Raw genomic sequence first — 26,108 nt, forward strand, 5'->3', positions numbered from 1 at the left:
AAAAATAAAATTAACTTTTACTTATCTCAGCCTTAAACTCTTCATAAGCCTTCTTAACTTCTTCTACTGAAGCCTCATCTTCAAGCGTTGTTATATCACCTACTGGCTGATTAGTAATAACAGCTTTAACTACTCTCCTCATGATCTTACCACTTCTGGTCTTTGGAAGTTTAGATACAAAGTAAATACTGGATAATGTAGCAATAGGACCAACTTTATCTCTAACAGTCTTCAATATATCCTCCATAAGAGTTTTATTTGGTGAAACACCTTGCTTAAGAATAACAAATGCTACCGGTACTTCACCTTTTACCGGGTCTGGAACTCCTACAACTGCAGCTTCAGCAACAGCAGGATGTTCAATAATTGCGGACTCTAGTTCATATGTTCCTAATCTGTGTCCGGCTACTTTAATTACCTCATCAGCCCTGCCTAATATCCAGAAGTATCCATCAGAGTCTTTAACTGCATAATCTCCAGCATAGAACATTCCTGGGAATTTAGACCAATATACTTTAATATACCTTTCTGGATCCCTATGTATTGTCAACGGCATTCCAGGCCATGGATTCTTTATTACTAGATACCCTCTTTCCTCTGGTTTTGTAGGATTACCATTATCATCAACAACATCCGCCTCTATTCCAGGTAAAGGCATTCCGTTAGTCCCAGGTTTCAAAGGAATTAAATAAAGACCGGGTAAGTGACTAATCATAATACCACCAGTCTCAGTCATCCACCAAGTACTACCAAACGGTACTTCTCCTCTACCAATTAACTTCCATAACCACTCAAAAGCTTCTGGATTTATTGGCTCTCCGACCGAGTGCATAATTCTGATAGTGTCTGTCTTATGTGCTTTAACCCATTCATCTCCATATTTCATGAAAGATCTTATTGCTGTTGGCGAAGTATAGAAGACAGAAACACCGTATCTTTCAATTATCGAAACCCACCTGTCTGGTTTAGGATAGTCTAAAGCTCCCTCATACATTATTTCGGTAACTCCTTCCATTAATGGTCCAAAGACAATATAAGAATGCCCTGTAACCCATCCTATGTCTGCGGTGCACCAGTAAATATCATCATCTTTAACATCAAATACCCATCTCATTGTTGCATGAAGTAATGTAAGATATCCTCCAGTATCATGCACAATTCCTTTTGGTTTACCAGTAGTTCCAGAAGTGTAGAGGATATATAATGGTTCTTCACTCTTTATCCTTTCTGGCTCAACATAAACACCTTGAGGAACTTCCTTTAATACATCATCTAGATATTTATCTCTTCCCTCGACCATGTTTACCTTTTGTCCCGTTCTTCTAACAACTATAACGTCTTTCACCGTAGAAACTTTTTCTAAAGCTTTATCAGCAATATCTTTTAATGGTACTATCTTACCTCTTCTCCAGCCTCCGTCAGCAGTAATTAACATTTTAGCTTGTGCATCGTCTATTCTCGTAGCCAGCGCATCAGCACTAAATCCGGAAAATACTACAGTAAACACAACTCCAATTCTAGCCAATGCTAACATAAATATCGGCAATTCTGGGATCATTGGTAAGTAAATAGCTACAGAATCTCCTTTCTTTAAACCGTACTTATTTCTAAGTAAATAAGCTACTCTATTAACCTCTGTATATAAATCGTAATATGTTAACTTTCTCACTTCTTTAGGGTTCCCATTTTCATCTACTGGTTCTCCTTCCCAAATTATTGCTACCTTATTTTTTCTCCAACTCTTTGCATGTCTATCCACAGCTAAATAGGAAGCATTTATTTCACCACCAACAAACCACTTATAAAATGGTGGATTAGAATCATCAAGTACCTTTTCCCAAGGCTTAAACCACTCTAATTCTGATGCAACAGAAGCCCAGAATCCCTTATAGTCTCTTACAGTCATGCTATGTATTTCCTTATATGTATTTATATCTACTACTTTATTTGACTTAGGTACAATTTTAGTATTAAATGGTAATGCCCAACTTACTGACATATTAATTATTTATCATACATAGCAATATTTATGGTTATATATTAAATAAATTATAAAGTAAAACTTAAAATTCTTTGAGCATAATAAAATTGTAATGACAGAACAAAAAAGAGCAAATCCTGCACCTCTAGGTTTATCTGGTTTCGCTTTAACAACACTAGTTTTAAGTGTCTTTAATGCTGGGCTGTTGTCTCAAGGCTCTTCAGTAGTTGTTGGTTTAGCCGCGTTTTATGGAGGATTAGCACAGTTACTTGCTGGTGTGCTAGAATGGAGGGCCGGAAACACATTCGGTTATACTGCTTTCTTTACTTATGGTGCTTTTTGGGAATGGTATTTTGTAACATCAATGTTTATACCCGGTGCTACGGCACAAGCTATAGGATTAGTTCTTATTGCTTTCGGAATATTTACGCTAGTTATGTGGTTCGGTACTTTTAAGGCTAATCTGGGACTCTTTATGACTTTTCTATTATTATGGATAACTTTCTTCTTGTTAGGAATAGGTTCTATGGTCTCTAACACAGCATTAATTCATGCCGGTGGTTATGTAGGAATTTTGACTGCAATAGCTGCTTGGTATACTGGTTTAGCAATGGTAGTTTCAGAGTCGCTAGGTAGAAATCCACCTTTAGGTAAACCAGTAATGTCTTAATTTATTTCTCTTTTTTAATTTGTTTTTTATTTAATAATAGAAGAGATATATAGCATGCTAAATTAACTAAGGAAGAAAATGTATATATATTCTTGTAATATAATTTATTATATGGCAATATTTGTTGTCCTCTCAAGTCTAACAGATGATGGCGCTAAGACAATATCTGATAAACCGGAAAGAATAAAAGAAGTCAATGAGGAACTAACTAAAGTAGGGGCTAAAGTTAAAGAACAATATGTCATTTTTGGTAACTTTGATTTTTTAAATATCGTAGAGGTCGATAATGTAGAAGCTTTTCTAAAGGCTCTAATTGAACTTAACGCTAGGGGTACAGTAAGGACACAAACTTATCTAGCTATGAGTGTTGATGATGCTATAAAAGCTATAAAGGCAACACCATCTATCGGACATCCAAAGTAAAATAATTTTTTATTTTTCTTTTTCTATAAAAAATTGCTCAAAATCTGTTCATAAAAAGGGGAAAACGGACTTAACAATATCTTTTCTAATCAACAAATAACATAAAATTTAAACATTATGAAAGTCGAGTTTTTTAATAACAATTTGTAATTATAAATTATGAAGAAAAGTTTGTTACTAGGGAATGAGGCAATAGCCTTTGGTGCTTTAAAAGCTGGGGTAGGAATAGCTACTGGATATCCAGGTACACCTTCAACAGAAATTATTGAAACTTTACAAAGGTTTAGAGATAGATATGTTGAGTGGAGTGTAAATGAAAAAGTTGCATTTGAAACTGCCTACGGAGCAAGTATGATGGGTGCTTACTCATTAGTAGCGATGAAACATGTAGGTTTAAATGTTGCCTCAGATCCTCTTATGAGTAGTTCTTACACTGGAGTTGAGGGTGCATTTGTAATTGTTTCCGCACAAGATCCCTCTATGTGGTCATCACAAAATGAACAAGATAATAGATATTATGGTTTAATGAGTTTAATACCAGTGATAGAACCTTATGACCCTCAAAGTGCTTATGAACTGAGTGTTAAAGCCTTTAACTTATCTAGCAAAGTTCATCATCCGGTAATTTTGTCCACAAATACTAGAATAAGTCACGTTAGAGGACCGGTTGAATATGAAGAACCTTCACCTCCCATATTCGGAAAACTTCAGAAAAAACCGGAGAAATACTCCTTAGTTCCTGACGTAGCAAGAAGAGATAGGCAAGAACAACTTAAGAGATGGGAGTTAATTCAACAGGAAATAAAGGAGTTTAATGAGATTGAAGGAGATGGTAGAAGACTCATTATAGCTAGTGGGATAGCTTATTCTTATATAAAAGAAATTTTACCGGAATCGGTTAGAATACTTAGGCTATCTGCACCAGTACCGTTAAACAAGGAGCAGATAATTAAAGCATTAGAGGATGTTGACGAGGCATTAATAGTTGAAGAGCTAGAACCGATAGTAGAAATGCAGGTTAAAAGTATTGCATATGATGAAGGATTCAGAATAAGGATTCACGGAAAAGATTATGTTCCTAGAAGTGGTGAATTAACACCAGATGTAGTAGAATTCGCAATAAAGAAGTTTTTAGGAATATACTACGAGCCAAAAACTAAAGTAGAGGAATATGTACCGCCAAGACCTCCAGCCATGTGTCCAGGTTGTCCTCATAGATCATCATTTGTCGATATTAAAAGAGGAATTACACTTGGTGGTCTCTCACAAACCTTTTTCTCTGGTGATATAGGCTGTTATTCTCTTGGAATTTTACCACCTTTCCAAGAGCAAGATTCATTGACAAATATGGGTAGTAGTTTAGGTATTGCAAACGGGGTCTTTAGGGCTACGGGTATTATTCCAGTTGCAATTATTGGTGATTCAACATTCTTCCACTCTGGTTTATCAGCTCTGGCAAATGCAGTTTACAATAACTTACCAGTTTTAGTTGTGGTATTAGATAACAGAGTTACTGCTATGACTGGGCAAAATCCTAGTCCTTCAAAGGAGATTGATATTGCTAATGTCGCAAAAGGCTTAGGTGTAGAATACGTTAGAGAAATTGATCCGTTTAATTTGAAGGAGAGTACTAAGATAATTGCCGATGCAACAAACTGGGTAAAACAGAATAAGAAACCGGCTTTAATAGTAGCTAAAAGAGCTTGTGCCTTAGACGTTATTGACAAATTTGATGAATTACCTATAGCTGAGGTTGATATTAACAGATGTACTGGCTGTACAATATGTTATGATTACTTTACATGTCCGGCAATAGTTCCAAGGGAAGATAAAAAAGCTGTTATTGATCCGGTTTTATGTATAGGCTGTGGTGCCTGCATTCCAATATGTCCGTACAATGCTATATCATTAAAGGGAGAAATACCGAAAGGGTGGGATGAGATATGGAGAAGTTAGACATTTTGATTGCTGGGATAGGAGGTCAAGGAGTAATAACCTTAGGGAAAATAATTGCCACTTCGGCATTAATTTCTGGAGTAAAGGCATTAGTTGCTGAAACCCACGGCTTAGCACAAAGAGGAGGAGCTGTAAATGTTCATGTTAGGTTAGGAAACGTGTATTCGCCACTAATCAAAAAGGCTGATTTCCTAGTTGCATTAGAGGCTACAGAAGCATTAAGGAATTTATCTTATGCTGATAAAGAGACCATAGTCATAGTTAATGAAAGGGTGGAGAGATCAGTTTTACCTAAAGTTAAGATGCTTAGTTTAGATGAGATTAAAGAAAGACTCAAGGAATATAGGGCAATTTATATTCCAGCTGAAAGAATAGCGATTGATTCTGGTAATCCCAGAGGGGCAAATATAGTTATGTTAAGCCTCTTAATGGAGTTTGGTTTAAAGAAGCTAATTGATGAGGACAAACTCCTTTCTCTATTGGATGAGAAAAATAAGAGAGTATATTTAGCTGGAAAAGAGTCGATTACTTTTTTACGAATAAGATAAAGGTTATTCTTATGTTAAGCAGAAAAATTATTGAGGAGAGCGATATATACTTAGCTACATCAACTAGGGATCCAGAATTATTTCCTCTTGTAATTGATCATGGTGAAGGAGTATGGATTTATGATGTTGACGGAAATAAGTATCTAGATTTTACATCTGGTATAGGTGTAAATAATTTAGGATGGCCTTCGCATCCAGAAGTTATAAAGGTAGGTATTGAACAAATGCAAAAATTAGCTCATGCTGCAGCAAATGATTTTTACAATATACCACAACTGGAGTTAGCTAAAAAGCTTGTGACTTATTCGCCGGGTAACTTCCAAAAGAAAGTATTCTTTTCAAATAGCGGTACAGAAGCTATTGAGGCATCAATAAAAATTGTCAAAAACACTGGTAAAAAATACATAATAGCTTTTTTAGGCGGTTTTCACGGAAGAACTTTCGGTTCAATTTCTTTAACAGCAAGCAAGGCTGTACAAAGATCTATAGTAGGGCCTTTCATGCCCGGAGTAATTCATGTTCCATACCCCAATCCATACAGAAATCCTTGGCACATTAACGGATACGAAAACCCTAGCGAACTAGTAAACCGTGTTATTGAATTTATTGAGGACTATATCTTTGTAAATTTAGTTCCACCAGAAGAAGTCGCTGGTATATTTTTCGAACCTATTCAGGGTGAAGGTGGGTATGTAATCCCTCCTAAGAATTTCTTTATAGAACTTCAGAAATTGGCTAAGAAATATGGAATTTTACTGGTTGATGATGAAGTCCAAATGGGTTTAGGCAGAACTGGAAAGCTCTTTGCTATTGAAAACTTTAACACAGTTCCAGATGTAATTACTTTAGCTAAAGCATTAGGAGGAGGGATTATGCCTATTGGTGCAACTATATTTAGAAAAGATCTTGATTTTAAACCCGGAATGCATAGTAACACTTTCGGTGGTAATGCATTAGCATGTGCAATAGGTTCAAAGGTGATCGACCTTGTTAAGGATTTATTACCTCATGTAAATGAGATAGGAAAAATATTTGCTGAGGAATTACAAGGCTTAGCTGATGACGTAAGAGGTATTGGTTTAGCTTGGGGTTTAGAATATAATGAGAAAAAAGTAAGGGATAGGATAATAGGAGAGAGTTTTAAACGTGGTTTACTTTTATTACCTGCCGGTAGAAGTGCAATAAGAGTTATTCCGCCCCTAGTTATTTCTGAGGAAGAGGCTAAACAAGGACTAGACATTTTAAAGAAAGTGATTAAGGTGATAAAATGATAAAATGGGTTGGCATAAAAAGTTGGGATAAGTGTGGAATTTGTTGGGCATATTTTAAGCAAGGTATTCAGCATGAAAATTCTTTACACTGTTACAAACTTGGCATTCCGATTGTAAATCTGAAGATACCTTTAGAAGAATTTGTGAGAATTTTGAAAGAGAAGGGATATGTTGGTAAATACTCAGTTTTTTCATTTCCTCTTTCAATTTTATCTAAAGGTGTTGTGATACTTTACTTTGAAAGTGAAGAAGAGATGAGAAAAGCTATTAATGAATTAAAAGAATATGTTAAAGATGAAGGGAAGGAAAAGTGGTTCTATAATACTTTTGTTAATGTCGATTGGATAGATGGTTTTAACTATAGGAGAGGATGCCCAGAGTATGATAAGTTCGGTGATTGGAGGAGTTGGAAAACTTAACGTTAAGGAATTATTTATAACTTGTTTGAGGTAAGCTTTATATTTAACAAACAAGTACTCGTCTAACATGAAACTAAGAGAACATTACTCAATCATAACCGGTAAATCAGTATATACTGATGATATAAACTTTCCAGACATGTTATATTTAGGTGTAGTTAGATCAACATATGCAAGGGCAATTGTAAAATCTTATACAGAACCTTCTGGAGTTGAATTATTCCTAGATTGGAATAAAGTTAAAACTTACATGCCAGTAAGACCGGATCCTAGAGCAAAAAACATTGTAAAAATGCCTGTAGTATCAGATGGAAGGATAAATTTTGTAGGTCAACCGATTGTAGCCTTTGTAGTTAAAGATAGGTACGAAATTGAGGATAAAATTGATGAAGTATCTGTAGATTACGACCCATTAAAACCAGTACTTACCATAGATGAATCTTTAAAGAATGAGGAAAAAATACACACCAACGGAAATATAGCTATTGACATCGATCTATCTGGAGGAGAAGTTGAGAAAAGACTTACTGCTGAAGTTACTGTTGAAAGGGAAATACTACAAGATAGAATAGTTGCGAATCCCATGGAGCCTAAAGGAGTAATTGCAAACTTTGATGGTGATAAGTTATACATAATCGGTAGTTTTCAGTCATCATTTAGAATAAGGTCAGATCTACAAGAAGCCTTAGGTTTACCTCCAGAAAAAATAATAGTAAAATCAGCCCCAAACGTTGGAGGAGGTTTCGGAAATAAAGTCCCCGCACATCCAGAATATGTTTTAGCAGCAATTGCTTCTATGATCTTAAGAAAGCCAATTAAGTGGATAGAAACTAGGAGAGAGCACTTAACAAATCCAACTCAAGGTAGAGGAGTAAAATCAAAAGTTAAACTCTACGGAAGGAAAGACGGTACAATATTAGGTTTAGAAGGTGAGGTTATCGTTGATTTAGGAGCTTACGCTTATACAATTAATACGACAACTCCAGCATTCATAGCAGGATTACTAAATGGTCCATATAAGATGAGATTTATGAAAATTAGGGCTCTAGGAGTTTACACAAATAAACCACCAACCGGTCCATATAGAGGTGCTGGAAGACCAGAAGCTGCACTAATTACAGAGACCCTCGTTGAAGATTTCGCAGAAGCAATAGGTATGGATTCGGTAGAAGTAAGAAAGAAAAACTTCCTTGATGGGGAATTTATTACACCATTAGGTATTAAAATTGATAAGGCTGATTATACCGGATTGATAGAAAAAGGAGAAAAAATCTATAGATCGCTTAAGGAAAAATACAAAGATAAAGGTGTAGCTCTAATAGCGTTTACAGAAGTTGTTAGAGCATCACCAGGTGAAGGTGCAAAAATAAGAGTTGGAAAAGGAAAAGTGGAGTTATTTGTCGGTACTGGACCACACGGGCAAGCTCACCAATCTACTTTTGCCTTATTAGCATCAGAAATACTTGGCTTACCTCCAGAAAAGATTGACGTAAATTTGAATGATACTGAGAATATTAAAGAAGGGATTGGAAGCTTCGGTAGCAGATCAGCTGCGGCTGGTGGTAGTGCTGTGATTGAAGTTTGTAAAGGACTACTTGAAGTTTTGAAGAAGAAGGGTAAAACTTTAGAAGAAGCAATAAACTCTGATGAGTATACGGAAGTTGAAACATTTTATAAAACCTCTGACATTTACACGCCTGGAGTTCATATTGCTATAGTAGATATTGACGAAACTTATAAGCCTAGAGTAGTCGAATATTATGCGATCGATGATGTTGGTAGAGCTATAATAAAAGATGAGGTAGAAGGGCAAATAATAGGCGGTATTTTGCAAGGAATCTCTCAAGTTTATCTTGAATGGGCACCATATGATGAGAACGGCAACCCAATTTATGCCAGCATTGCTGAGGCTGGTGTTCCTACCTCGTTAGAGAGTGAGTATAAACTAACCCTCGAATTTGTAGAGACACCAGCTAATTTGCCTAGCGGTGCTAGAGGAGTTGGTGAGGCTGGAACTACTGGAGCTTTACCAGCAACATTTATTGCTTTAGAAAAATTACTAAAAAGGAAATTTAACAAAACACCAATATTACCCTCAGAATTAATAACTCCTTAGGCTCTTAGGGATTAGTTGATAAACATCACACATAGGCCCCTAACTGATTAAAGTTTAAGAACTGTAGGAAGAAAAGCAATAAACTGAATAATTTTCGTTTAAACCTTTTTAGTATTTTTATTTGGTTAATAAAGTGAATAGATCTACCCTTAAAGGCTAATTGCTAAATTACAAATTCATAGTATTGCGTTAGCGTTACTTAATTGCTATCCAATTAGTCTGTGAGTATAATCAAATATAAATTATCTATAGGGTATTTAAATAGCAGTCAATATATAAATCAGAAACCTAATCCCTTAGGGTAATATAATAAAAATTATTACGATTAAATCCACTTATGGAAAACAGAAGGAGAAGAAATGATGCAGCATATTTCCTTATAATATTAACTTACGTTCTTGCAGTTGTATCTCACCCTTCATTAATTAGCTTAATATTTTTACCAGTAATGATACTGCACGCCTTTACAATAGACCTTATACTTCCTAAAGTTCTATCCAGAAAGATAGGAGCTAAGGATATTGCTATACTTGCAGTGAACACTATACCCTATATATATTTCTTCACGCCATTAATACTAATTCCAGCCTTAGCTTTTTTACTCTCTATTGTCTTATCATATACTAAATCAAAAATTCTTCCTCAGCTTATAGGTACAGTAGGCATCTCGCTATTATATCTACCTTTGGTACAAATTTTCGGAGGGATTAATATCGTAGATATTGGAGTCTATCTAGTATGGTCGACTTATACGCTAACCGAAGCTATTTATGTTGAATACAAACTTCCATACAGGCAAGTTAGTATAAAACAGCTTAGAGTATCTTGGTTAACGTCGCTTTTAATCAACGTCATTTCAATAATTATCTTTCCGTTGTTTGTTTTACCACTTATAGAACCTACTATTAGGTTTATGAAGCCTGGAGAAAAACTTAAAGCTGCATCTCAGATAAAAGAGTTAGGAAAGAAGGGGCTTAAAAGGACTATATTAGTCTTCTCCTTGTTACTAGCAATTATATTAATTCATTTACTAATCTTTTGAAACAAGAAAAGATATAATCTATAAAAATATCATAGGTTTCACTTAAATAGTTAGTAGGAATTAGTCCTAACTACTAACTTATTATACTAAGAAGAATGTTGTGGGTAAATATTGACACTGTGCCTAACTCCAGCTTTTACTAACTCAGTGTCATAAGTTGCAAGTTCGATATTAAGTCTTTTAGCTATTGCGAGGATTATATAATCGTTTAGCATTCTTATTGGCTTATTATCCTTCCTCAGCATCTCAACCCCTTTTATCATATCTTCCAAATCTTCCTTAACTATCTCAAAATCCTTTAGCTCCTCTAACTTCTGTTTGACTAGATCCATGTTATTTGTTAGCCTCGCCAAAACCCATATGTATTCATAAACTACTATTTGAGGAATTACTACTTCGTTTTCGGTTAAAATCTTTATAGCCTCCTCATGCCTTTCAGAGTCCTCGAAAGTAGAATACACTAAAACATTTGTATCAAGTAGAACTCTTCGTGAAATCGCCTACAACCTCCTCTATAGCCTTATCGATTTCCTCTTGAGTTATTCTTTTACCTAGTGTTACGGTAGTCCACTTCTTACGATAAGGTCTAAGAATTATTATCCCTTCTTTCTCATCAACAGTAACATCAACATACTCTCCTTCCCTTATGTTAAGTTTTTCCCTAACTTCTGCTGGTATAGTAATCTGAAAGTTCCTAGTAACTTTAACTCTCATAGTAAGTAAATTTAATTACTAGGCTTTAAGGATTACGGTTCATGTTAGAATCGACACGATCATTCTTTAAAAGATATAATATTCCATTTACCTAAAACTTTACTTTCTTATTAGAAAAATCCGATTAAATGAGATTGTTCGTTCCTAGGGCGTAAATCTCTGCTAATTTGAATAGAAATTTGGATTTAGCAGAATTTAACACCCAGAATAAATGATATATATTACAGTTACGAAGAGAAACAAGATAAGTCACTTCGTAAGTAATACAGATTATATTTAATTTTTGATTGAAAGATTTCTTATGATGAAGCTATCATACAGAGTTTGATCATGAACTACAATGTTTTTGTGTAAATTTAAAGACATTATCTCTCTTTAAGTTATGGACGAATATTGTAAATCTCTATTTCTTTAATTTAACCCAAGAGCAAATGAAGGAAATCGCCTAGAGTAAAGGTAATCAAATAAATAATATTATGATTTGTAAATGACTACATAGTTGAGTAATTTTGAATTGCATTATTAGCCTAAGATCAAAAAGGGAAAAATATAAGTAATCACTTCTTACTCGCAGCTTTGTAATAAGGAAAGACCGATATATACACAATTATTTGTACGTTAAATCCCCATTACTTATATCCGCACATGCGGTTAATTTATGCTTTATAGTATTATTTAGATCAATTATGTGAATTACTTCATAACCTTTCACCATAAACCAGTCAGAAACTATTTTCCTATGGCAGTTCCACGGTAGTATTTCAGCACACATTATAGCCACAGCCTTTTGTCTAGCCATCTTATCTATTGTCTCAAGAGCCTCTTTTGCTTCTTTACTCCTAAGTATATAAGTAGAGTAAGCTCTAAATCCTTCACTCTTAAAACATTTACCTAATCCTTCATCCTTTATATCCTTACCGAATTTCCTATATCCTCCTAATCTTTCTTCCCATACGTATTCTATACCGTATCTTGGAAGAACATCTCTTAAACTTTCATAATTAAAATGCGGGTATTTCCTACTTTTAGGCCATCTTCTTATGTCTACTAATGCTTGTATTTTGAATACTTTCAATATTTCTAAAAATTTATCAACCGATCTATTCGAATGTCCAATTGTATATATTCTCATATAATTTATCTCATATGCGTATAATATTAACTTTCTAGTAAAATCTAACTAAGTACTATATTTCTATAAACATAGAAGATGTTTATGCATTATGAAGCGCAGAAACTGACAAGAACATTGCATATATAGGAAAACTTGTAATATCTTACCCATTCAAATATAATCATAAACTAAAAGGAAAAATTCATGAACTGACTAAAACCTTATCTATTAGGGTTATGTATAATTAGTATCCAAGATAAATGGTTACACATGAATAAGGAGGAATGGAAAAATAGTATAATAGAAGGTTTAAAAGAGGTCTATGATCCAGAAATACCGATAAATATAGTTGATTTAGGTTTGATTTACGATCTTAAAATTAGTGATGACGGAGAAGTATATATACGAGTGGGTGCAACAACTCCAGCCTGTCCGGTAACTGAAGATATAGCTTATACTGTAGAGCAGGTAATTAAGGAGAGAGTTCCAGCTAAAAAGATAAATGTAGATTTAGACTTAGAAACGCAATGGACTCCATTAATGATGACCAAAGAGGGTAGAGAGGAATTCAGGAGAAAATATGGTTATGATATTGTTCAGCAATGGGCTGAAACTTATGGAATAGAATTGAATGAAAACAAGTCATGAATCTTATACTCTATCAGAGTTTACAAACTTCCTATATAAAAACGGATTAGATAGGGCTATGGATACCTTACTGATATATCGGGTGGCCGCAGAGCATTATGCATTCAATCCCACAGATATTATCATCACTGATAGACAATGGAAAGGAAAGACTGAAAGGGTTAAACATTAATGAAAAAAGTATAAAACGCGTACTTATTGCAGCAGAACAAATTTTGGAGTTCCTTGAGAGATTCTAGCTACAATCAATTCTTTAGATAGAAATAACTTCTTATCTATACTAATCAGAAGTCGTAATAAAAACTAAGTGCAAAAGAGCTTATACAGTAAAAAGTTTTAGACCATCATATATAACCTTCTTATGTTCAAGCATCTTCATGATAATTGGATCCTTAAGTTTATCGACGCTTAATACTAAGATATCTGCGGGAAATCCCTGCTTCATAGAGTAAAGCTTTACTGCTTCATCAATCGGGTCTTTAACACTTTAGAGAAACACCATAATATCATAGTCACTAGATTCCCAATAATCTCCTCTAGCTCTGGAACCGAAGAGTACTATTGAGACATTACCATTATAGTATTCCATTACTCTCTTTATGAATTCATCAAAGCTCATTGAGTTTATAAAGTTTAGGGATTCAAAGGGGGCGAAAAACCTCGCCTTTTAAGGCGGGGATGGATAGCCCCCTTTGTAGAAATATTTTTTAATCCACTCTCGAACATTTTATTAATGCCCAACGTAGGGTTCCGCTTTCGTGCATATGCTGACGATCAAACAATTAGGGCGTTAAAAGCCCAGTTGAGGTTAGCATGTGAGATGTACAACACCCTACGCTGGGCAGATATCTATTTCTACCAAAGGGACGGAAAGGGTCTTACACAAACGGAGTTAAGACAGCTCGCTCTAGATCTAAGAAAGCAAGATAAGGAGTACCAACAACTCTACTCACAAGTAGTACAGCAAATTGCCGATCGTTATTACGATGCTAGGGATAGGTTCTTCAAAGGTCTAGCACACTTTCCTAAGGAGAAGAAACCCCATAAGTACTACTCTCTTGTTTACCCACAAAGTGGGTGGAAAATACTTGAGAGCAGGGAAATAAGGACTAAGAGTAGGAAGAATAAGAAGAAGCTGGTGTTATTGAGGTTATCAAATCTCGGCGTGTTTAAGGTCATTGTTCATAGGGACTTCCCGCTTGACAAAGTAAAGAGGGTGGTAGTTAAACTAACACGTTCAGAGAGAGTATATGTCTCCTTCATAGTTGAAGGTGTTGGATTCTCTCAACTTCCAAAGACTGGTAAGGTAGTTGCAATAGATGTTGGGGTAGAGAAACTCCTAACCACGAGTGATGGATTCTATTTCCCTAACTTGAGACCTTATGAGAAGGCACTTGAGAAGATAAGGAAACTCCACAAGGTTCTCTCGAGGAAAGAGTTCTTGTCGAAAAATTGGTTTAAAGCAAAAGTGAAGTTAGCTAGGGCTTATGAACACTTGAAGAACTTGAGACAAGACTTCTATATGAAGTTGGGTAAGTGGTTCGCACAACATTATGACGTTGTAGTAATGGAGGATATAGATGTTAAACAACTGGTGGAGGAGTCAGAAAGGAAGTTGAGGATGAGGTTACATGATGTTGCATTCCATGAGTTGAAGAGAATACTAGAATATCAGTTGGAAAAATATGGAAAGAAACTGTTGTTAATAAATCCAGCATATACTTCAAAGATGTGTGTCAAATGCGGGTACGTAAAGAGAGAGTTAACTTTGACTGACCGTGTGTTCAGCTGTCCTAAGTGTGGTTGGGTTACTGATCGTGACTATAATGCTTCCTTAAACATATTGAAGAGATCGGGGTGGGAGCCATTCTTAGTGCCTGTGGAGCTCTACCCTCTACCCGTAGCGAAAAGCTACGGGCAAGGTGGGGCTATGAAGCAGGAAGCTCCGCCCTTCAGGGCGGGGTAGCTCACATTCTCTATCGCATATTTAAAGACAATGGTAGAGAAATTCTGGTTCGAGAGGAGTTCTTAGAACTTGCAAAAAGGATTTAGATGATGGATACTTCTGGTTTTCTTGTTTTGCAAGCCAACAGAGCGTTGAGTTTGCACTAAAAGGCCTTCTTGTTAAATATAAGGGAATGTTCCCTTTTACTTATGATTTAGGAGAGCTAGTAGAAAAGGTTGGAAAAGAGTTAGGAGTTAATGTTCCAGATGATATTATAAGATATTGTGATTTACTCACACCACATTATGTAATGTCAAGATACTCGCAATTTACTGAGTATAACAGAAGAAAAGCTGAAGAATGTTTAAATTCAGCTATTACTGTGACTAAATGGGTTAGGGAAAACTTCAATATAAACTGGTAAAAAGAAATAACATAAAAAATGATATTAACTAGATTAGCAAAACTATCGCTAGATCTAGCAGATGATATTGGTGAATTAATTAATAAAAAATCATTCACTCTCTTCAATAATGATTTGGTTTAAGTTGTTAACAGCTTCAAGAATTATATTCGGTATTTTACCAGAATTTATTTGTGTTAGTAATTTATCTGCAACATTTTTAGCTTCTTCCATTGATAATGAAGATACGTTTAATGCTTGTAAAAGTTTTTCTGGTGTTATGGGATTAGGAAATAGGATAAATGCATATGTTCCTTTAGGCCCAGTTATAATACATGTAGTCACTAGATGTTTATATGCAAAAGCTATTGAACCATTGCTTAAATTAACTAGTTTATCCTCAATGTTGTAAAAGTAGACTATCTTATAAACCCAGTTAGGAACTTCACTTTTCAACTCTTGCAATCCAAGATAAATTGCTTGATCTCCAGATATTGGTATTCCGGTCACAGTCTCATTTAAATACTCGTTATAAAGGTAAATAAAATGAAAATCAACATTTGATTTTGGAGTATAGTTTAGGAAGATTAAGCCGGGTATGGCTGAATCCAATCTAGGAACAAATTTTGATGTATGTGGTTTAACGTTAACAATACCGTATTTACTTAAGACTAGGTAGAGTACCCATGAAGATGCAGCACCATTCGGACAACCGTACCAGCTGATAAAGTATATTTGAACTGTGTTGTTTCCAGCGTAGTTTATATTGTTAACTTTAAAAATATATCCTAACCCTCCACTAGCCATGGTTTGCTGAGTCCTTAGAGAGAGAAGTACTACAATACCGATTATAATAATTATTCCGAAAATTACAGCAATTAATTTATTAGTGTTCATATTATGAAATATGAAAATTAAAAGTTTATAAGCTTATGCGTAAAGGTTAAACTATGGTTTGCCCATATTACAAGAACAATTATTGTACATCACCGTTATTACCATCACCAGACGATTCTGTTACAGCTAAAATTAGATGTTATGAGAATTTTAAATCTTGCAAATTTTATGTAGAACTAGGTTTAAAGAATGAAATAAAGATAAACTTCTTTTCAGCCGTTAATCTATTAAATGAGTCCATACATTCGGATTGCGAGTATTTTGATGTGAAAAAGGTGAACCAAGGGTATATAACTTATTGTAAAGCAATAAATAGGGTTTTAACTTTATCACAGGCTAAAAACTGTGTAAATTATTGGCAATCATGCCCTTTCAGACAGTAGCTTCTTTATATTTTCCCTTACGTTAAATATGAGGCTTAACGTATCGTTTTCTATCTTTTTATACATGTAGTCCTTTCTGACATAGTACATGAACGTTGGTCTTCCTCTTCTCTTCTCTTCAGTAATTTTCTCTCTTTCGACTAGTCCTTTATCTAGTAAGGTGTTTATAGCTTTATTTATTGAAGCCTTAGATACTTTTAGTTTTTCGGCTATTTCATCACTGCTCATTTTACCTTCTGTTAATAATAGATGAAGTACTTGGATTTCACTACCTCCTAACCCATAGAGGAATGATAGTACTTCATGAATATCTACTTCCCTACCATCTGGAAACTTTAACCTTTCACTCATTTTTATTCCCAATTAATATATTTGATTAGAGTAACTAAAAAACACCATATATTAAAAAATATGTAAATACACACAAATGTAAACAGAGTTTAATAAGCCCTTTTAATTGTATTAATTAAAAGTTCACACGTCGTACTAGTGTCGATTTTTTACGTACTTTAGTATAACACAAAAAATGTATATAATTGTGTGCAGAAATAACGTTAAAATGAAAAGAAAAAATTCATTATGATATAGAATTATTTATTTTATTTTAATTAAAAAAATTCTATGAGATGAGGTCAAGTAATTATATTTGTAGTATGGCTACAATTACACTTTCATGTATCGCTTATTTATGAATGCCAAATTTTACTTTAATCTATGCGTCTTTAAAACAGCTTAAACTAAAAAGAAAGGGTGAAACCGAGTTTCAGTTTCATTTTAATATTACAACTTGACTTTTATTCCGTATTTCTTACTCTGAAAGCTAACGTATAGAAATAGACCCGTCTAAGAGTTTTTCTTAGTATTTTAGGTATATATTTGGTAAATTGTGATTAATTTAACACAATATTAGTCTTATTACTCTTAACAAATCTCGATTAAGCACTAACAGTAATTTTAATTAGAAATGTTTTTAACCCAGGTTGCCTAGGTAAATTTGGTGAAGTAGGTGACTTTAGTAATAAAAAAGATAAATGAAGAAAAGCTGAGGGAGTTTAAAGCTGAAGCTATAAGAAGAGGATTAACGTTGTCTGAGGCGATTGAACAAGCAATAGATTTATGGCTAAATAAGGTTAGGGATAATGAAGAGAGGGAAGAAAATAACAAGGTATTTGAAAAAATGGAAAGGGAAATACTTTCAAAGTACCATGATAAGTATATAGTTATCGCAAAGGGAAAGTTTATCGGAGCTTATAATACCCTTGAAGAGGTCCAAGAAGTTTTGAAAAAACTTAACGTATCTCATGCTATAGTATATAATCCCTCTAAAGATATTAAAGAGGAAGGGGAATGGTTGGGAGGAAGTTTATCACTTTAAAGTGTTTTAAGAAGGATAATAAACCGAATCTAACTCTTAAGTTATACAATCTTCTAGGAGAAGAATTTGAGCTTAATTTCAGGGTAGATACTGGGTTCGACGGACCACTTATGCTCAATAATAACGATTATGTAAAATTTCTAGTTGGTGAATTGCCTGAGAAATCATGGTTCAGTTTCACGACGCTAAACGGATATGTAATTATGAAAACTGCTAAGGCATTACTCGATTTAGAAGGTAAGAGAATCGAAACTTACGTCCTCACTCCAAGAGACTTTGAAGGAAGAAATTTAGTTGGGCTTAAGGTTTTAAGTCAATTATCAATAGTGATAGATAAGGGTTCTGAAACCTGTATAGTCTCAGAGTTATAAGTAAAGTATGGTCTAATAGTATTTCTAATCAAAAAATAGGTACAATATATAAAAATGATGTTATAAGGACAATCTGACCCAGAAGCTAAATGTAATGCGAATTGATTTCTATAATTTCATATACACTCATTGAGTTAGTTCCGATAACTCTTAATATGAATAACAAAAAGTTAACGATTTGAATAACCATGATGTTAATTAAGTGTGAGTGTAGATTTATATGAGATATTGAAGGAGAGGTCTAAGTACTTTTATAAGGAGAGTATGAATGATAGTAAAAATAAACGTTATGATATTGCTCTGTTTCATTTAGAACAAGCACTACAACTTGGGCTCAAGGCTTATCTCTTAAAGAATAAAGGAGATTTCCCTAGAACTCATAGTTTGAGAGATTTGATAGATCTTACAGACAATGAATGTTTAAAGAGAGTTATCCAGAGGAAATGGTATATAATAAGTTTATTAACTGATGCTTATGTAGGCTCCAGGTACTTATTAAGGAATTACACGGAAAAAGAATATAAGGCATCTAAAAAGTTTGTGGAGGAAGCGTTAAAATGTTTGAATATTATAGAAAGTTAGAAGAAGAAGAGAAGGATTTTCAACAGAATAAGGAGAAATACTTTAAGATAATTGTGGAAATAGCTAAAAAATACGGTGGAAAGGCTTATCTTTTCGGCTCTCGGTTAAAGGGAACTGCGATAGCTTCGAGTGATGTTGACATTCTTGTTGAGATCCCTTGTAACATCTATTGGTTGGATGTACTCTCAGAATTAATGAAGAGTATAAAGAACCCTAAATTTGAGTTTCACGTTTATTGTGGTAAAGAGGCTGAAGAGTTTAAGAAGTTAATTAAAGAATACAAAGAACTGGAGTTTTAAATCTCTCTTAATGCTAATTATGGATGTAATTTCATAGTGTCATTATTATAATATTTATATTTCCATATTTAAATCAAGATATACAAAGCCTTATCTTGGCATATACTCTTTACAGAGATTTTCATTACTTAATAAGTTTATACCTTAATGACGACACTATAATATAACTTAATATAGTATGCACTGATAATAAATTCATAAAATCGCTCAAGACTTAGTCATCTAAATGAAGTATAAAAGCAAATTCGTTTAAATTAACTTTATCGTTAACATTCAAGCATCGCTACAGAGTCTCATAAAAACAATCTAAGGTTTAGCGTTATAAACCTTTACAGGGTCTATGTTCCTTAAATTTATTAAGATTGAGAGAAAATAATAGTGTCTTAACCATAGTAAAATGTTTTACATTAATAGTTATCTTTTCATTAATAATCTAGAAGGTATACTATTAGGGCTAACGTGGACTCTCAGAACTGTTGGACTCTTAAGAGATAATCCCACAGCTTCTTCTACGCTTTTCTTAAGATCTTCCTTTTCCTTTACCTCAATTACGTTGACCCCAATTCCCTCCATAACCTTAGTGTAATCAATTTGAAATACATCAGTTGCAAAAGTATTCCCATATCTTATTTTCTGATTTAATCTCAGAAAGTGCTGTACACCATCCTCTACTAATACCGTTAAGAAGTTGACCTTATATTGTACTGCAGTAATTAATTCGTTTAAACAACCTTGAAATCCTAAATCTCCTATAATACTTACTATTTGCCTTTCTGGAGATGCAATTTTAGCTCCTATTCCAGCAGGAATCGCTGATCCCATTGCGTTAAAGATAAGAGAATTAAAGTAAGAATTAGGCCTATACACTTTTATATCCATTGCCATAACCTGATTAGTCCCTGCGTCAGTAATTATAACTCTATCTTCGCTTAATGTCTCATCTAGAACTTTAGCTAAATAATCATGGGTTATCTCGCTATTACTTTCTTTGTAGTTTTTCTCACTTACTTTATAACTCCATTTTGGCAAATTAACCCTTTCAACTATTTCTTCTAGAAATGTCTCAGCACTAGCTTTTACAGTAACTTCCGCACTAAAGGAAGTATTAAATACATTGATGTCTGGGTCTACATGAAGTATTCTTCTTGGCATTTTAATACTCCATTTATTAGTTTCAAGATCGTTGAAAGACGTCCCTATTGCTATGAGACAATCTCCGGGGATTTCAGTGAGGTTAAATATTGTTCCGGCATATAAAGGATGATTCTCTGGAATACTTCCTTTTCCTCTGATAGTAGTGAATACTGGAATTCCTAATCTCTCAATGTAGTTTATGATGTTTGATCTAGATGCACCATAACCTAACAATAGAATTGGTTTTGAACATTCACTTAGGAAATTTACTGCTTCCCTTATTTCCTCTTTTGTAGGGTAAACTAATGTCCTATTGATCTTCTTGTTAGTCTTATACTCTTCAATATTACTCTTCTCCTCCAGTAGATCAACGGGAACTTCTATGTAAACTGGTCCCATCTTGTCCTCTAGAGCTATTCTAAAAGCCTTTTCCATTATAATTGGAACGTCTTCTGGGGAGTAAATTCTAAAAGTGGCCTTAGTTGCTTGTCGGGCCATTTCTAATTGCAAATCATAATACCCAGAATCATGAAGTTGCTTCCTATGCCTATATTTAAATTCCTTATTTAGAGATATTAATACAAGAGGCGAACCTTCAGAATAGGCCTCAACTAGACCAGTCAAAGAATTAGTAAAGCCCGGACCATTAACTGACAGGAAAATTCCAACATTTCCCTTTAATCTAGCGTAATAATCTGCCATTATGGCTCCTCCATATTCTAATCTAGGCATGTAATATTTTATCTCCCCCTTACTTACTCTCTTTCTGAGTTCCTCATATAATAATAAACCGTGGGTGCCTGGTATTCCGAATACATCTGTTACTTGGGAAGAAATTGTGTCAATTAGAAGCTCGGCTGTTGTTTTACCCATATATTACTATTATTATTCTCATAAATTAATCTGTTGTTTTAAGAATCCAAGTGAGTCATATTTTTGCTAGTTCGTTTGTCTTATTAGAGTGAGATTTTAACTATTAAATATGTATTAAGTAATATTAACATATGGAAGTGTGTAAAAGCATATGATAATAACGTTATAATTTAGATTACCCAGAATAGTTTAGCATAAATGTATTATTTGTTTACTGAATTATATTGATTTAGCAGAGAATATTACAATCTGCAATAGAGCCGTGAATCGTCCAAGACACGTAAACAATCCTAGAATATCTCTCCTCATGGGAATTTTCTTTACCATATTATTATCTCATCAATTTCTATTCTAATAACCTTAAATAAAGTCTTGATATAAGGGCTGCCCTCATTGTAGAATATTTGCATAAACAATTGCAAATTATAAAAAGAATTTAGTATTATGTTCTCCTTATAGTTTTAGTAAAGTTTTACACATAAGAATATTAATTGTTAAAAGCAAATTCACTAATATATTTAGCTAAGAAGATGCGTTTAGAATTTATAAGTCTTATACAGTATATACAGTTATAAGATAGTTAATAGCAAACTATATTAATGAAGGATATAAGCCTAGAGGAATACCGCCAAATCTGGGAAAGGAGTATTAAAAACCCAGAAGAATTTTGGAATGAGATAGCTAAGGAGCTTATCTGGTTTAATCCTTACACTAAAGTTCTTAGTTATAAATCACCAGATAATTATAGATGGTTCGTTGGAGGTAAAATAAACATTGCCTATAACGCTTTAGATAGATGGGTTAAGCAAGGTATGGGAGAAAAGACTGCTATAATCTGGTTAAATGAGGAAGGGAAGGAGAAGAAATATACGTACTTAGATTTATATGAATTGACAGCTAAAATTGCAAAATTCATTAGAGAACATGCCTCAAAAGGTGATACAGTTTTAATTTATATGCCTATGGTAGTTGAGGCTGGTGCTACAATGTTAGCCTCTGCAAGGGCCGGAACAATTCATACTGTAGTGTTTTCTGGATTTGGTGTTAAAGCTTTAGCAGATAGGATTAGAAGTGCCAAACCTAAGATAATTTTTACTGCTGACGTCACTTTCAGAAGAGGAAAAACAATAGAACTAAAGTCAATCGTTGATGAGGCTATTAAAGAAAGTCAAGTGAATGTGAAAAAAGTAGTTGTTCTAAATAGGGAAGGTAAGTGTGATTTTAAGGAGGAAAGAGATGTAGATTTTAATGAAATATTAAAGTTATCTCCTTTTATTGAGGTCGAGAAAACTAATTCAGAAGATCCCTTATTTATACTTTATACTTCTGGGACTACTGGGAAACCTAAAGGAATAGTCCACGCTATGGGATCTTATACTGTTTGGGATTACGCTCACGTAAAGTGGCTTTATGATTTTTCTAGGAATAGAAAATTATTAACTACTGCAGACCTTGGTTGGATTAACGGACACTCTTACAGTTTATATGGTGTTTTATTAAATTATGGGACCGCAATATGGATTGAAGGTGTTTTGGATTATCCTCATCCAGGTGTAATGTGGGAGATAATAGAAAAATATCATGTGGAATATGTGTGGACAGCTCCTACATTGATTAAAGTGTTAATGAAATATGGTGAACAATACATAAATAAATATGACACAAGTAGCCTAGAAATATTTGTTACAGCTGGTGAGAGTTTAGGATTAGAAGCATTAAACTGGTTAAGGAGAAACGTAAAGGCTAAGAAGATATTTGAGGTCTGGGGCCAGACTGAAAACTCTGGATATATTGCTTCACCTGGAGGATCTTATTATGGCTTTCTAAAGATAAAAGACGGTAGTGTGGGTTTGCCCTTGCCATCAATTGAAATTAAAGTTGTCGATGATAATGGAAATGAAGTACCTATAGGAAGGCCTGGAAATATCATAATCACTACACCATCTCCAGCTTTTATGATTGGGTTGTGGAATGATGAGAGGTATAAAAACTATTATGCTAAGTTTGGTTATTACGAGACTGGGGACTTTGGTTATTTAGATGAAGAGGGCTATTTGTATATCCTTGGAAGGAGTGATGATATTATAAAAGTAGCTGGGCATAGGATAGGAGTTGCTGAAGTCGAAAACGCTGCTTCTATTTCAGAAGTTGCTGAGGTTGCGGCTGTAGGCGTTCATGATCCAATAAGGGGTGAAGTAATAATAATATTTGCAGTTCCTAAAGAAGGTGCTAAAGACCTAGATTACGTTAAGCAAAAGATAGTTGAGAGTGTAAGAAAGAATTTCGGTGCTATTGCCATAATTAAGGATGTAATTTTCGTTAACAAATTACCTCATACTAGAACTGGGAAAATAATGAGAAGAGTGTTAAGAGCTTTAGCAAGTGGTAATGAGGTAGGTGATATCTCTACTCTTGAAGACGAAACTAGCATAGAAGAAGCTAAGAAAGCTTTATCAGAAATTAAAGTAATCGATAAAAGTTAATTAGAAGCTTAGAGTTGGATGAATTTCCTATATATAGTTTCATAGAAATCTTTCAATATGCATTTGCGCATTTACAAAGAAATATATTTATTTTATTCTATTATTAAATTACATAATTTCTGAATAAGGAATATGTCTTTTTTATCATATAAAATCTTTGGCTAGGTTAATGTTATACATCCTGTATCTCTTAACTTTCCTTTCCTTACTAATTCATAAGCTACTCTACTTAATCTATCAGCCTCTTCATTTTCTTCTCTAGGTACCCAGATTAGGGTAGCATTTAGTTTCTTCTTTAATTGGATCGCTTTTTCGTAAAGTGGGATTATTCTCTTAGCCTTAATCTTGTACTCACCATTCATTTGTTTTATTACGAGTTGCGAATCTCCCTTAATTATTGGGGAAGAAATTCCAAGTTTTAACATTGTTTCCATTAAACATATTAATCCAGAATATTCGGCTACGTTATTTGTTGAGTTAATACTGAAAGGTTTCTCAGCTAAACCATAACCTTCAATTTTTCTATTATCTAAATAGATTACAAAGCCGAAAGTGGCTATTCCTCCAGGGTTTTTAGGTTCGCATAAACCATCAAAATAACCGATTATCATAGAGTAGTAATGTTAATGGTTAAAAATTAGTTTATCTTAAAGCTTATATTCTTTCAGAATATATGTCGTAAAAAATTAATCTATCGTGGAAAAGGGGTTTTCTTTCTAAGTGATAAATGTCTTTATTCATCATAATATTATCTTACCGTTTGTCCCTACACTTTCATTTCACTCATTTTATCTTCAATGAGAGAGTGTAGGGACTTAGTCCTCAACCACTGTGGGTCATGGGACTCCTTTGAGCCCAACGGCACGGGACTCACATCTCCGTTATCTCCCTCACCCTTTTGGGCATAGCCCACATCGGTGTGAGAGATCATCTTTATCGGAAAAATTTTAACATTATCAAATATAAAAAGATTTTTATTAACGTGAAAAAGGATTCAGCCCAATTTCTTATTAGTACTATCCTACAATTTCCATTCTTAACAAATTGGATAACGTCTCGTTCTAATCCTAATAAAAATTAAAGCGGTCTCTAAGGCGTAAATCACGTTTCCGTAAATTTATGAAGAACTTTTCTTTGTTCCAGTAAGTGTGGCGTCGGTTTTGTCAAAGTTAGCGTAGATCTCCCTATGAAATTGAGGGACTTCTTCACTTATATTACCCTTTATACAATATGAGCTAGCAAAATCCTACTGGAACATTAAATTTACGCGATAACTGTTCACATGCAAGATTTTCTATAAACTTCTCTATAAATAATATTTTAGTTCCGTAATCTCTTATACGTTTTAAAATATACTCTATTAACTTATCATCTTTGCCAATATTGAGATACGTTGCACTTAGCCCAGGTGCCAAGAGAACTATAAATTCGCTTTCGATTATCTTTTTCTCTTCGAGCTCCTGTAATATTGAAAACACAACTTCAGGTTTGTCAACACTAATTAGGATATTATGCACTAGGTCCAATTTGAAATCAAACTCATCCTCCCAATCTACAGTTCTGTATAGATCAAGAGTTTTGTTTAAATACTTATCATCTTTAGTTAAAACATATGCTAGGAGTGATGCTAACACCATAGTGTCTCTAGCTTTTTCACGTATCTCTCTAATACCTCTTTTCCTCGTCCCTTTAAGGGTGACTGGAGCGAAGGTTAGACTTCTGAAGAGTTGTTCTAAATTATCCTTCTCATTAAACGTTGCGTAATATCTAGTTAAGGCATACATCTTCATTAGTATCATTTCGTCTGTAAGTCCTTTGTTTTTCATTAATCTTTTAACGTAATCCTTATACCTTTCATACCCAATACTCCTCAGTGCTATCGCTATAACGGCAGTATCCATAAAGAGTTCTGTTTCATCCCCAACTTCTGCCAACATCTTTATAGCTTCTTCTATGAGCTCCTTTCTAGCGGGGGTTTTCTCGTCTCTTAAAGCAATATTCCTTAAAAAATAGGAATAAGTCTCCTCATCCGGATTTAACTTAAGGAAATCATCTACCGGGTTATAGTCATTTACTAAATGTGCACAAGTTATTAAAACATAAAAGTTCAGTAAAGGACTGAACTTTGGCTTATTACCTAATAAACACTCAGTTAAAGTAGCCGTATTTACTAGGTCACTATCATCTAGTTTATTCTCATACTTTTTAATAATATTAAATGCCGTGCCCCTATCACCAGCTATTGCGTATGTTTCGGCTGATTTTAATACATGTATTTTTCTATACGGATTTCTTAACAGCTCTTCATGAAAATATTGATTAAACTAATCTAAAGTAGACTCTTTAGATGCTATTTTATAGATAAAGTAATAGAGCTCAATTTTTTCTTCTATGATATAAAGATAGGGGTTTAATCAGATCATGAAGATTTATGAAACTTAACATAATATAATGTCTGCTA

Annotated in this window: 28 protein-coding genes and 1 pseudogene; 18 read left to right on the top strand and 11 right to left on the bottom strand. The window is 34.0% G+C overall.

The genetic code is table 11. From position 1 onward, the window contains the following. Positions 1 to 10 precede the first annotated feature (10 nt). Positions 11 to 1,999: an acetate--CoA ligase gene (acs, locus tag D1869_RS03530; RefSeq protein WP_156013937.1), complete on the bottom strand. Its 1,989-nt coding sequence runs from the start codon at positions 1,997 to 1,999 to the stop codon at positions 11 to 13. Between the two features lie 94 nt (positions 2,000 to 2,093). On the opposite strand from acs, the gene D1869_RS03535 reads away from it, so the two are divergent. The 8 genes from D1869_RS03535 (at position 2,094) to D1869_RS03570 (ending at position 10,426) form a co-directional block, all read left to right on the top strand. Further along, positions 2,094 to 2,651, top strand: a complete 558-nt coding sequence (locus D1869_RS03535; protein WP_156013938.1) for an acetate uptake transporter — start codon at positions 2,094 to 2,096, stop codon at positions 2,649 to 2,651. 111 nt (positions 2,652 to 2,762) lie between these two features. Further along, positions 2,763 to 3,074: a GYD domain-containing protein gene (locus D1869_RS03540; protein ID WP_156013939.1), complete on the top strand. Its 312-nt coding sequence runs from the start codon at positions 2,763 to 2,765 to the stop codon at positions 3,072 to 3,074. Between the two features lie 159 nt (positions 3,075 to 3,233). Next, positions 3,234 to 5,030, top strand: a complete 1,797-nt coding sequence (locus D1869_RS03545) for a thiamine pyrophosphate-dependent enzyme (protein WP_156013940.1) — start codon at positions 3,234 to 3,236, stop codon at positions 5,028 to 5,030. Next, positions 5,018 to 5,578 carry an indolepyruvate oxidoreductase subunit beta gene (locus D1869_RS03550; protein WP_156013941.1) on the top strand — a complete coding sequence of 187 codons (561 nt, stop codon included), beginning with the start codon at positions 5,018 to 5,020 and terminating at the stop codon, positions 5,576 to 5,578. The genes D1869_RS03545 and D1869_RS03550 overlap by 13 nt, the downstream gene beginning before the upstream one ends. Before the next feature lie 11 nt (positions 5,579 to 5,589). Continuing rightward, entirely contained in the window at positions 5,590 to 6,849 is a 1,260-nt protein-coding gene (locus D1869_RS03555; RefSeq protein WP_156013942.1) for an acetyl ornithine aminotransferase family protein, read from the top strand. Beyond that, entirely contained in the window at positions 6,846 to 7,268 is a 423-nt protein-coding gene (locus tag D1869_RS03560) for a hypothetical protein (RefSeq protein ID WP_156013943.1), read from the top strand. The genes D1869_RS03555 and D1869_RS03560 overlap by 4 nt, the downstream gene beginning before the upstream one ends. A gap of 67 nt (positions 7,269 to 7,335) precedes the next feature. Next, positions 7,336 to 9,384 carry a xanthine dehydrogenase family protein molybdopterin-binding subunit gene (locus D1869_RS03565; RefSeq protein ID WP_156013944.1) on the top strand — a complete coding sequence of 683 codons (2,049 nt, stop codon included), beginning with the start codon at positions 7,336 to 7,338 and terminating at the stop codon, positions 9,382 to 9,384. 337 nt (positions 9,385 to 9,721) lie between these two features. Next, positions 9,722 to 10,426 (top strand): hypothetical protein, encoded by a 705-nt coding sequence (locus tag D1869_RS03570; RefSeq protein ID WP_156013945.1) that lies wholly within the window; start codon positions 9,722 to 9,724, stop codon positions 10,424 to 10,426. A gap of 86 nt (positions 10,427 to 10,512) precedes the next feature. On the opposite strand, the gene D1869_RS03575 is transcribed toward D1869_RS03570, so the two are convergent. The 3 genes from D1869_RS03575 to D1869_RS03585 form a co-directional block, all read right to left on the bottom strand. Next, positions 10,513 to 10,887, bottom strand: a complete 375-nt coding sequence (locus D1869_RS03575) for a PIN domain-containing protein (protein WP_231113691.1) — start codon at positions 10,885 to 10,887, stop codon at positions 10,513 to 10,515. A 13-nt stretch (positions 10,888 to 10,900) separates the two neighbouring features. Further along, entirely contained in the window at positions 10,901 to 11,140 is a 240-nt protein-coding gene (locus D1869_RS03580; protein WP_156013947.1) for an AbrB/MazE/SpoVT family DNA-binding domain-containing protein, read from the bottom strand. Between the two features lie 607 nt (positions 11,141 to 11,747). Next, positions 11,748 to 12,272 carry a DUF488 domain-containing protein gene (locus D1869_RS03585; RefSeq protein WP_156013948.1) on the bottom strand — a complete coding sequence of 175 codons (525 nt, stop codon included), beginning with the start codon at positions 12,270 to 12,272 and terminating at the stop codon, positions 11,748 to 11,750. Between the two features lie 252 nt (positions 12,273 to 12,524). Here D1869_RS03585 and D1869_RS03590 point away from each other — a divergent pair, with 252 nt between their 5' ends. Then, positions 12,525 to 12,902, top strand: coding sequence for a metal-sulfur cluster assembly factor (locus D1869_RS03590; RefSeq protein WP_156013949.1), 378 nt, complete (start codon positions 12,525 to 12,527; stop codon positions 12,900 to 12,902). Positions 12,903 to 13,000: 98 nt separating this feature from the next. After that, on the top strand, positions 13,001 to 13,141 hold the full coding sequence (locus D1869_RS03595) for a hypothetical protein (RefSeq protein WP_156013950.1): 141 nt from the start codon (positions 13,001 to 13,003) through the stop codon (positions 13,139 to 13,141). Between the two features lie 248 nt (positions 13,142 to 13,389). Here D1869_RS03595 and D1869_RS15295 read toward each other — a convergent pair whose 3' ends face one another. Beyond that, positions 13,390 to 13,521 carry a nucleotidyltransferase domain-containing protein gene (locus D1869_RS15295; protein ID WP_231113692.1) on the bottom strand — a complete coding sequence of 44 codons (132 nt, stop codon included), beginning with the start codon at positions 13,519 to 13,521 and terminating at the stop codon, positions 13,390 to 13,392. Between the two features lie 114 nt (positions 13,522 to 13,635). On the opposite strand from D1869_RS15295, the gene D1869_RS03605 reads away from it, so the two are divergent. Continuing rightward, entirely contained in the window at positions 13,636 to 14,868 is a 1,233-nt protein-coding gene (locus tag D1869_RS03605; RefSeq protein WP_156013951.1) for an RNA-guided endonuclease InsQ/TnpB family protein, read from the top strand. Positions 14,869 to 14,989: 121 nt separating this feature from the next. After that, positions 14,990 to 15,271: pseudogene (locus D1869_RS03610) on the top strand (HEPN domain-containing protein); the annotation flags it as partial. A gap of 90 nt (positions 15,272 to 15,361) precedes the next feature. On the opposite strand, the gene D1869_RS03615 reads toward D1869_RS03610, so the two are convergent. Continuing rightward, complete coding sequence (locus D1869_RS03615; RefSeq protein ID WP_156013952.1) at positions 15,362 to 16,147, bottom strand: DUF929 domain-containing protein; 786 nt, start codon at positions 16,145 to 16,147, stop codon at positions 15,362 to 15,364. A 53-nt stretch (positions 16,148 to 16,200) separates the two neighbouring features. On the opposite strand from D1869_RS03615, the gene D1869_RS03620 reads away from it, so the two are divergent. Further along, complete coding sequence (locus D1869_RS03620; protein WP_156013953.1) at positions 16,201 to 16,530, top strand: hypothetical protein; 330 nt, start codon at positions 16,201 to 16,203, stop codon at positions 16,528 to 16,530. Here D1869_RS03620 and lrs14 read toward each other — a convergent pair. Continuing rightward, positions 16,510 to 16,881, bottom strand: a complete 372-nt coding sequence (gene lrs14, locus D1869_RS03625; RefSeq protein ID WP_156013954.1) for an Lrs14 family HTH-type transcriptional regulator — start codon at positions 16,879 to 16,881, stop codon at positions 16,510 to 16,512. The genes D1869_RS03620 and lrs14 overlap by 21 nt on opposite strands. A 655-nt stretch (positions 16,882 to 17,536) precedes the next feature. Here lrs14 and D1869_RS03630 point away from each other — a divergent pair. The 4 genes from D1869_RS03630 to D1869_RS03645 all read left to right on the top strand — a co-directional run bounded on the left by D1869_RS03630 (position 17,537) and on the right by D1869_RS03645 (position 19,157). Then, complete coding sequence (locus tag D1869_RS03630) at positions 17,537 to 17,905, top strand: ribbon-helix-helix protein, CopG family (RefSeq protein WP_156013955.1); 369 nt, start codon at positions 17,537 to 17,539, stop codon at positions 17,903 to 17,905. Beyond that, positions 17,878 to 18,276 carry a pepsin/retropepsin-like aspartic protease family protein gene (locus D1869_RS03635; RefSeq protein WP_156013956.1) on the top strand — a complete coding sequence of 133 codons (399 nt, stop codon included), beginning with the start codon at positions 17,878 to 17,880 and terminating at the stop codon, positions 18,274 to 18,276. The genes D1869_RS03630 and D1869_RS03635 overlap by 28 nt, the downstream gene beginning before the upstream one ends. A gap of 204 nt (positions 18,277 to 18,480) precedes the next feature. Further along, complete coding sequence (locus D1869_RS03640; RefSeq protein WP_156013957.1) at positions 18,481 to 18,858, top strand: HEPN domain-containing protein; 378 nt, start codon at positions 18,481 to 18,483, stop codon at positions 18,856 to 18,858. Next, positions 18,834 to 19,157: a nucleotidyltransferase domain-containing protein gene (locus tag D1869_RS03645; RefSeq protein WP_156013958.1), complete on the top strand. Its 324-nt coding sequence runs from the start codon at positions 18,834 to 18,836 to the stop codon at positions 19,155 to 19,157. The genes D1869_RS03640 and D1869_RS03645 overlap by 25 nt, the downstream gene beginning before the upstream one ends. A 414-nt stretch (positions 19,158 to 19,571) precedes the next feature. Here D1869_RS03645 and D1869_RS03650 read toward each other — a convergent pair whose 3' ends face one another. Further along, positions 19,572 to 21,164 carry a thiamine pyrophosphate-binding protein gene (locus D1869_RS03650; RefSeq protein WP_156013959.1) on the bottom strand — a complete coding sequence of 531 codons (1,593 nt, stop codon included), beginning with the start codon at positions 21,162 to 21,164 and terminating at the stop codon, positions 19,572 to 19,574. 599 nt (positions 21,165 to 21,763) lie between these two features. On the opposite strand from D1869_RS03650, the gene D1869_RS03655 reads away from it, so the two are divergent. Then, positions 21,764 to 23,647 (top strand): AMP-binding protein, encoded by a 1,884-nt coding sequence (locus tag D1869_RS03655; protein ID WP_156013960.1) that lies wholly within the window; start codon positions 21,764 to 21,766, stop codon positions 23,645 to 23,647. A 161-nt stretch (positions 23,648 to 23,808) separates the two neighbouring features. Here D1869_RS03655 and rnhA read toward each other — a convergent pair whose 3' ends face one another. The 3 genes from rnhA to D1869_RS03665 all read right to left on the bottom strand — a co-directional run bounded on the left by rnhA (position 23,809) and on the right by D1869_RS03665 (position 25,584). Beyond that, complete coding sequence (rnhA, locus tag D1869_RS03660; protein WP_156013961.1) at positions 23,809 to 24,258, bottom strand: ribonuclease HI; 450 nt, start codon at positions 24,256 to 24,258, stop codon at positions 23,809 to 23,811. Positions 24,259 to 24,413: 155 nt separating this feature from the next. Next, positions 24,414 to 24,578, bottom strand: a complete 165-nt coding sequence (locus D1869_RS15100) for a hypothetical protein (RefSeq protein ID WP_184650982.1) — start codon at positions 24,576 to 24,578, stop codon at positions 24,414 to 24,416. A 304-nt stretch (positions 24,579 to 24,882) separates the two neighbouring features. Then, the gene (locus D1869_RS03665; RefSeq protein WP_156013962.1) at positions 24,883 to 25,584 is read right to left on the bottom strand and encodes a hypothetical protein; all 702 of its coding nucleotides are present in this window, start codon (positions 25,582 to 25,584) and stop codon (positions 24,883 to 24,885) included. Between the last annotated feature and the right edge of the window lie 524 nt (positions 25,585 to 26,108).

This window comes from Sulfurisphaera ohwakuensis (assembly GCF_009729055.1).
Lineage (GTDB): Archaea > Thermoproteota > Thermoprotei_A > Sulfolobales > Sulfolobaceae > Sulfurisphaera > Sulfurisphaera ohwakuensis.

What these genes read in the sequence shown, in the direction of transcription:
- acs (WP_156013937.1), bottom strand. Translation starts at nt 1,999, where the DNA reads ATGTCAGTAAGTTGGGCATTACCATTTAATACTAAAATTGTACCTAAG.
- D1869_RS03535 (WP_156013938.1), top strand. Translation starts at nt 2,094, where the DNA reads ATGACAGAACAAAAAAGAGCAAATCCTGCACCTCTAGGTTTATCTGGT.
- D1869_RS03540 (WP_156013939.1), top strand. Translation starts at nt 2,763, where the DNA reads ATGGCAATATTTGTTGTCCTCTCAAGTCTAACAGATGATGGCGCTAAG.
- D1869_RS03545 (WP_156013940.1), top strand. Translation starts at nt 3,234, where the DNA reads ATGAAGAAAAGTTTGTTACTAGGGAATGAGGCAATAGCCTTTGGTGCT.
- D1869_RS03550 (WP_156013941.1), top strand. Translation starts at nt 5,018, where the DNA reads ATGGAGAAGTTAGACATTTTGATTGCTGGGATAGGAGGTCAAGGAGTA.
- D1869_RS03555 (WP_156013942.1), top strand. Translation starts at nt 5,590, where the DNA reads ATGTTAAGCAGAAAAATTATTGAGGAGAGCGATATATACTTAGCTACA.
- D1869_RS03560 (WP_156013943.1), top strand. Translation starts at nt 6,846, where the DNA reads ATGATAAAATGGGTTGGCATAAAAAGTTGGGATAAGTGTGGAATTTGT.
- D1869_RS03565 (WP_156013944.1), top strand. Translation starts at nt 7,336, where the DNA reads ATGAAACTAAGAGAACATTACTCAATCATAACCGGTAAATCAGTATAT.
- D1869_RS03570 (WP_156013945.1), top strand. Translation starts at nt 9,722, where the DNA reads ATGGAAAACAGAAGGAGAAGAAATGATGCAGCATATTTCCTTATAATA.
- D1869_RS03580 (WP_156013947.1), bottom strand. Translation starts at nt 11,140, where the DNA reads ATGAGAGTTAAAGTTACTAGGAACTTTCAGATTACTATACCAGCAGAA.
- D1869_RS03585 (WP_156013948.1), bottom strand. Translation starts at nt 12,272, where the DNA reads ATGAGAATATATACAATTGGACATTCGAATAGATCGGTTGATAAATTT.
- D1869_RS03590 (WP_156013949.1), top strand. Translation starts at nt 12,525, where the DNA reads ATGAATAAGGAGGAATGGAAAAATAGTATAATAGAAGGTTTAAAAGAG.
- D1869_RS03595 (WP_156013950.1), top strand. Translation starts at nt 13,001, where the DNA reads ATGCATTCAATCCCACAGATATTATCATCACTGATAGACAATGGAAAG.
- D1869_RS15295 (WP_231113692.1), bottom strand. Translation starts at nt 13,521, where the DNA reads ATGAGCTTTGATGAATTCATAAAGAGAGTAATGGAATACTATAATGGT.
- D1869_RS03605 (WP_156013951.1), top strand. Translation starts at nt 13,636, where the DNA reads ATGCCCAACGTAGGGTTCCGCTTTCGTGCATATGCTGACGATCAAACA.
- D1869_RS03615 (WP_156013952.1), bottom strand. Translation starts at nt 16,147, where the DNA reads ATGAACACTAATAAATTAATTGCTGTAATTTTCGGAATAATTATTATA.
- D1869_RS03620 (WP_156013953.1), top strand. Translation starts at nt 16,201, where the DNA reads ATGGTTTGCCCATATTACAAGAACAATTATTGTACATCACCGTTATTA.
- lrs14 (WP_156013954.1), bottom strand. Translation starts at nt 16,881, where the DNA reads ATGAGTGAAAGGTTAAAGTTTCCAGATGGTAGGGAAGTAGATATTCAT.
- D1869_RS03635 (WP_156013956.1), top strand. Translation starts at nt 17,878, where the DNA reads ATGGTTGGGAGGAAGTTTATCACTTTAAAGTGTTTTAAGAAGGATAAT.
- D1869_RS03645 (WP_156013958.1), top strand. Translation starts at nt 18,834, where the DNA reads ATGTTTGAATATTATAGAAAGTTAGAAGAAGAAGAGAAGGATTTTCAA.
- D1869_RS03650 (WP_156013959.1), bottom strand. Translation starts at nt 21,164, where the DNA reads ATGGGTAAAACAACAGCCGAGCTTCTAATTGACACAATTTCTTCCCAA.
- D1869_RS03655 (WP_156013960.1), top strand. Translation starts at nt 21,764, where the DNA reads ATGAAGGATATAAGCCTAGAGGAATACCGCCAAATCTGGGAAAGGAGT.
- rnhA (WP_156013961.1), bottom strand. Translation starts at nt 24,258, where the DNA reads ATGATAATCGGTTATTTTGATGGTTTATGCGAACCTAAAAACCCTGGA.
- D1869_RS15100 (WP_184650982.1), bottom strand. Translation starts at nt 24,578, where the DNA reads ATGATCTCTCACACCGATGTGGGCTATGCCCAAAAGGGTGAGGGAGAT.
- D1869_RS03665 (WP_156013962.1), bottom strand. Translation starts at nt 25,584, where the DNA reads ATGTTGGCAGAAGTTGGGGATGAAACAGAACTCTTTATGGATACTGCC.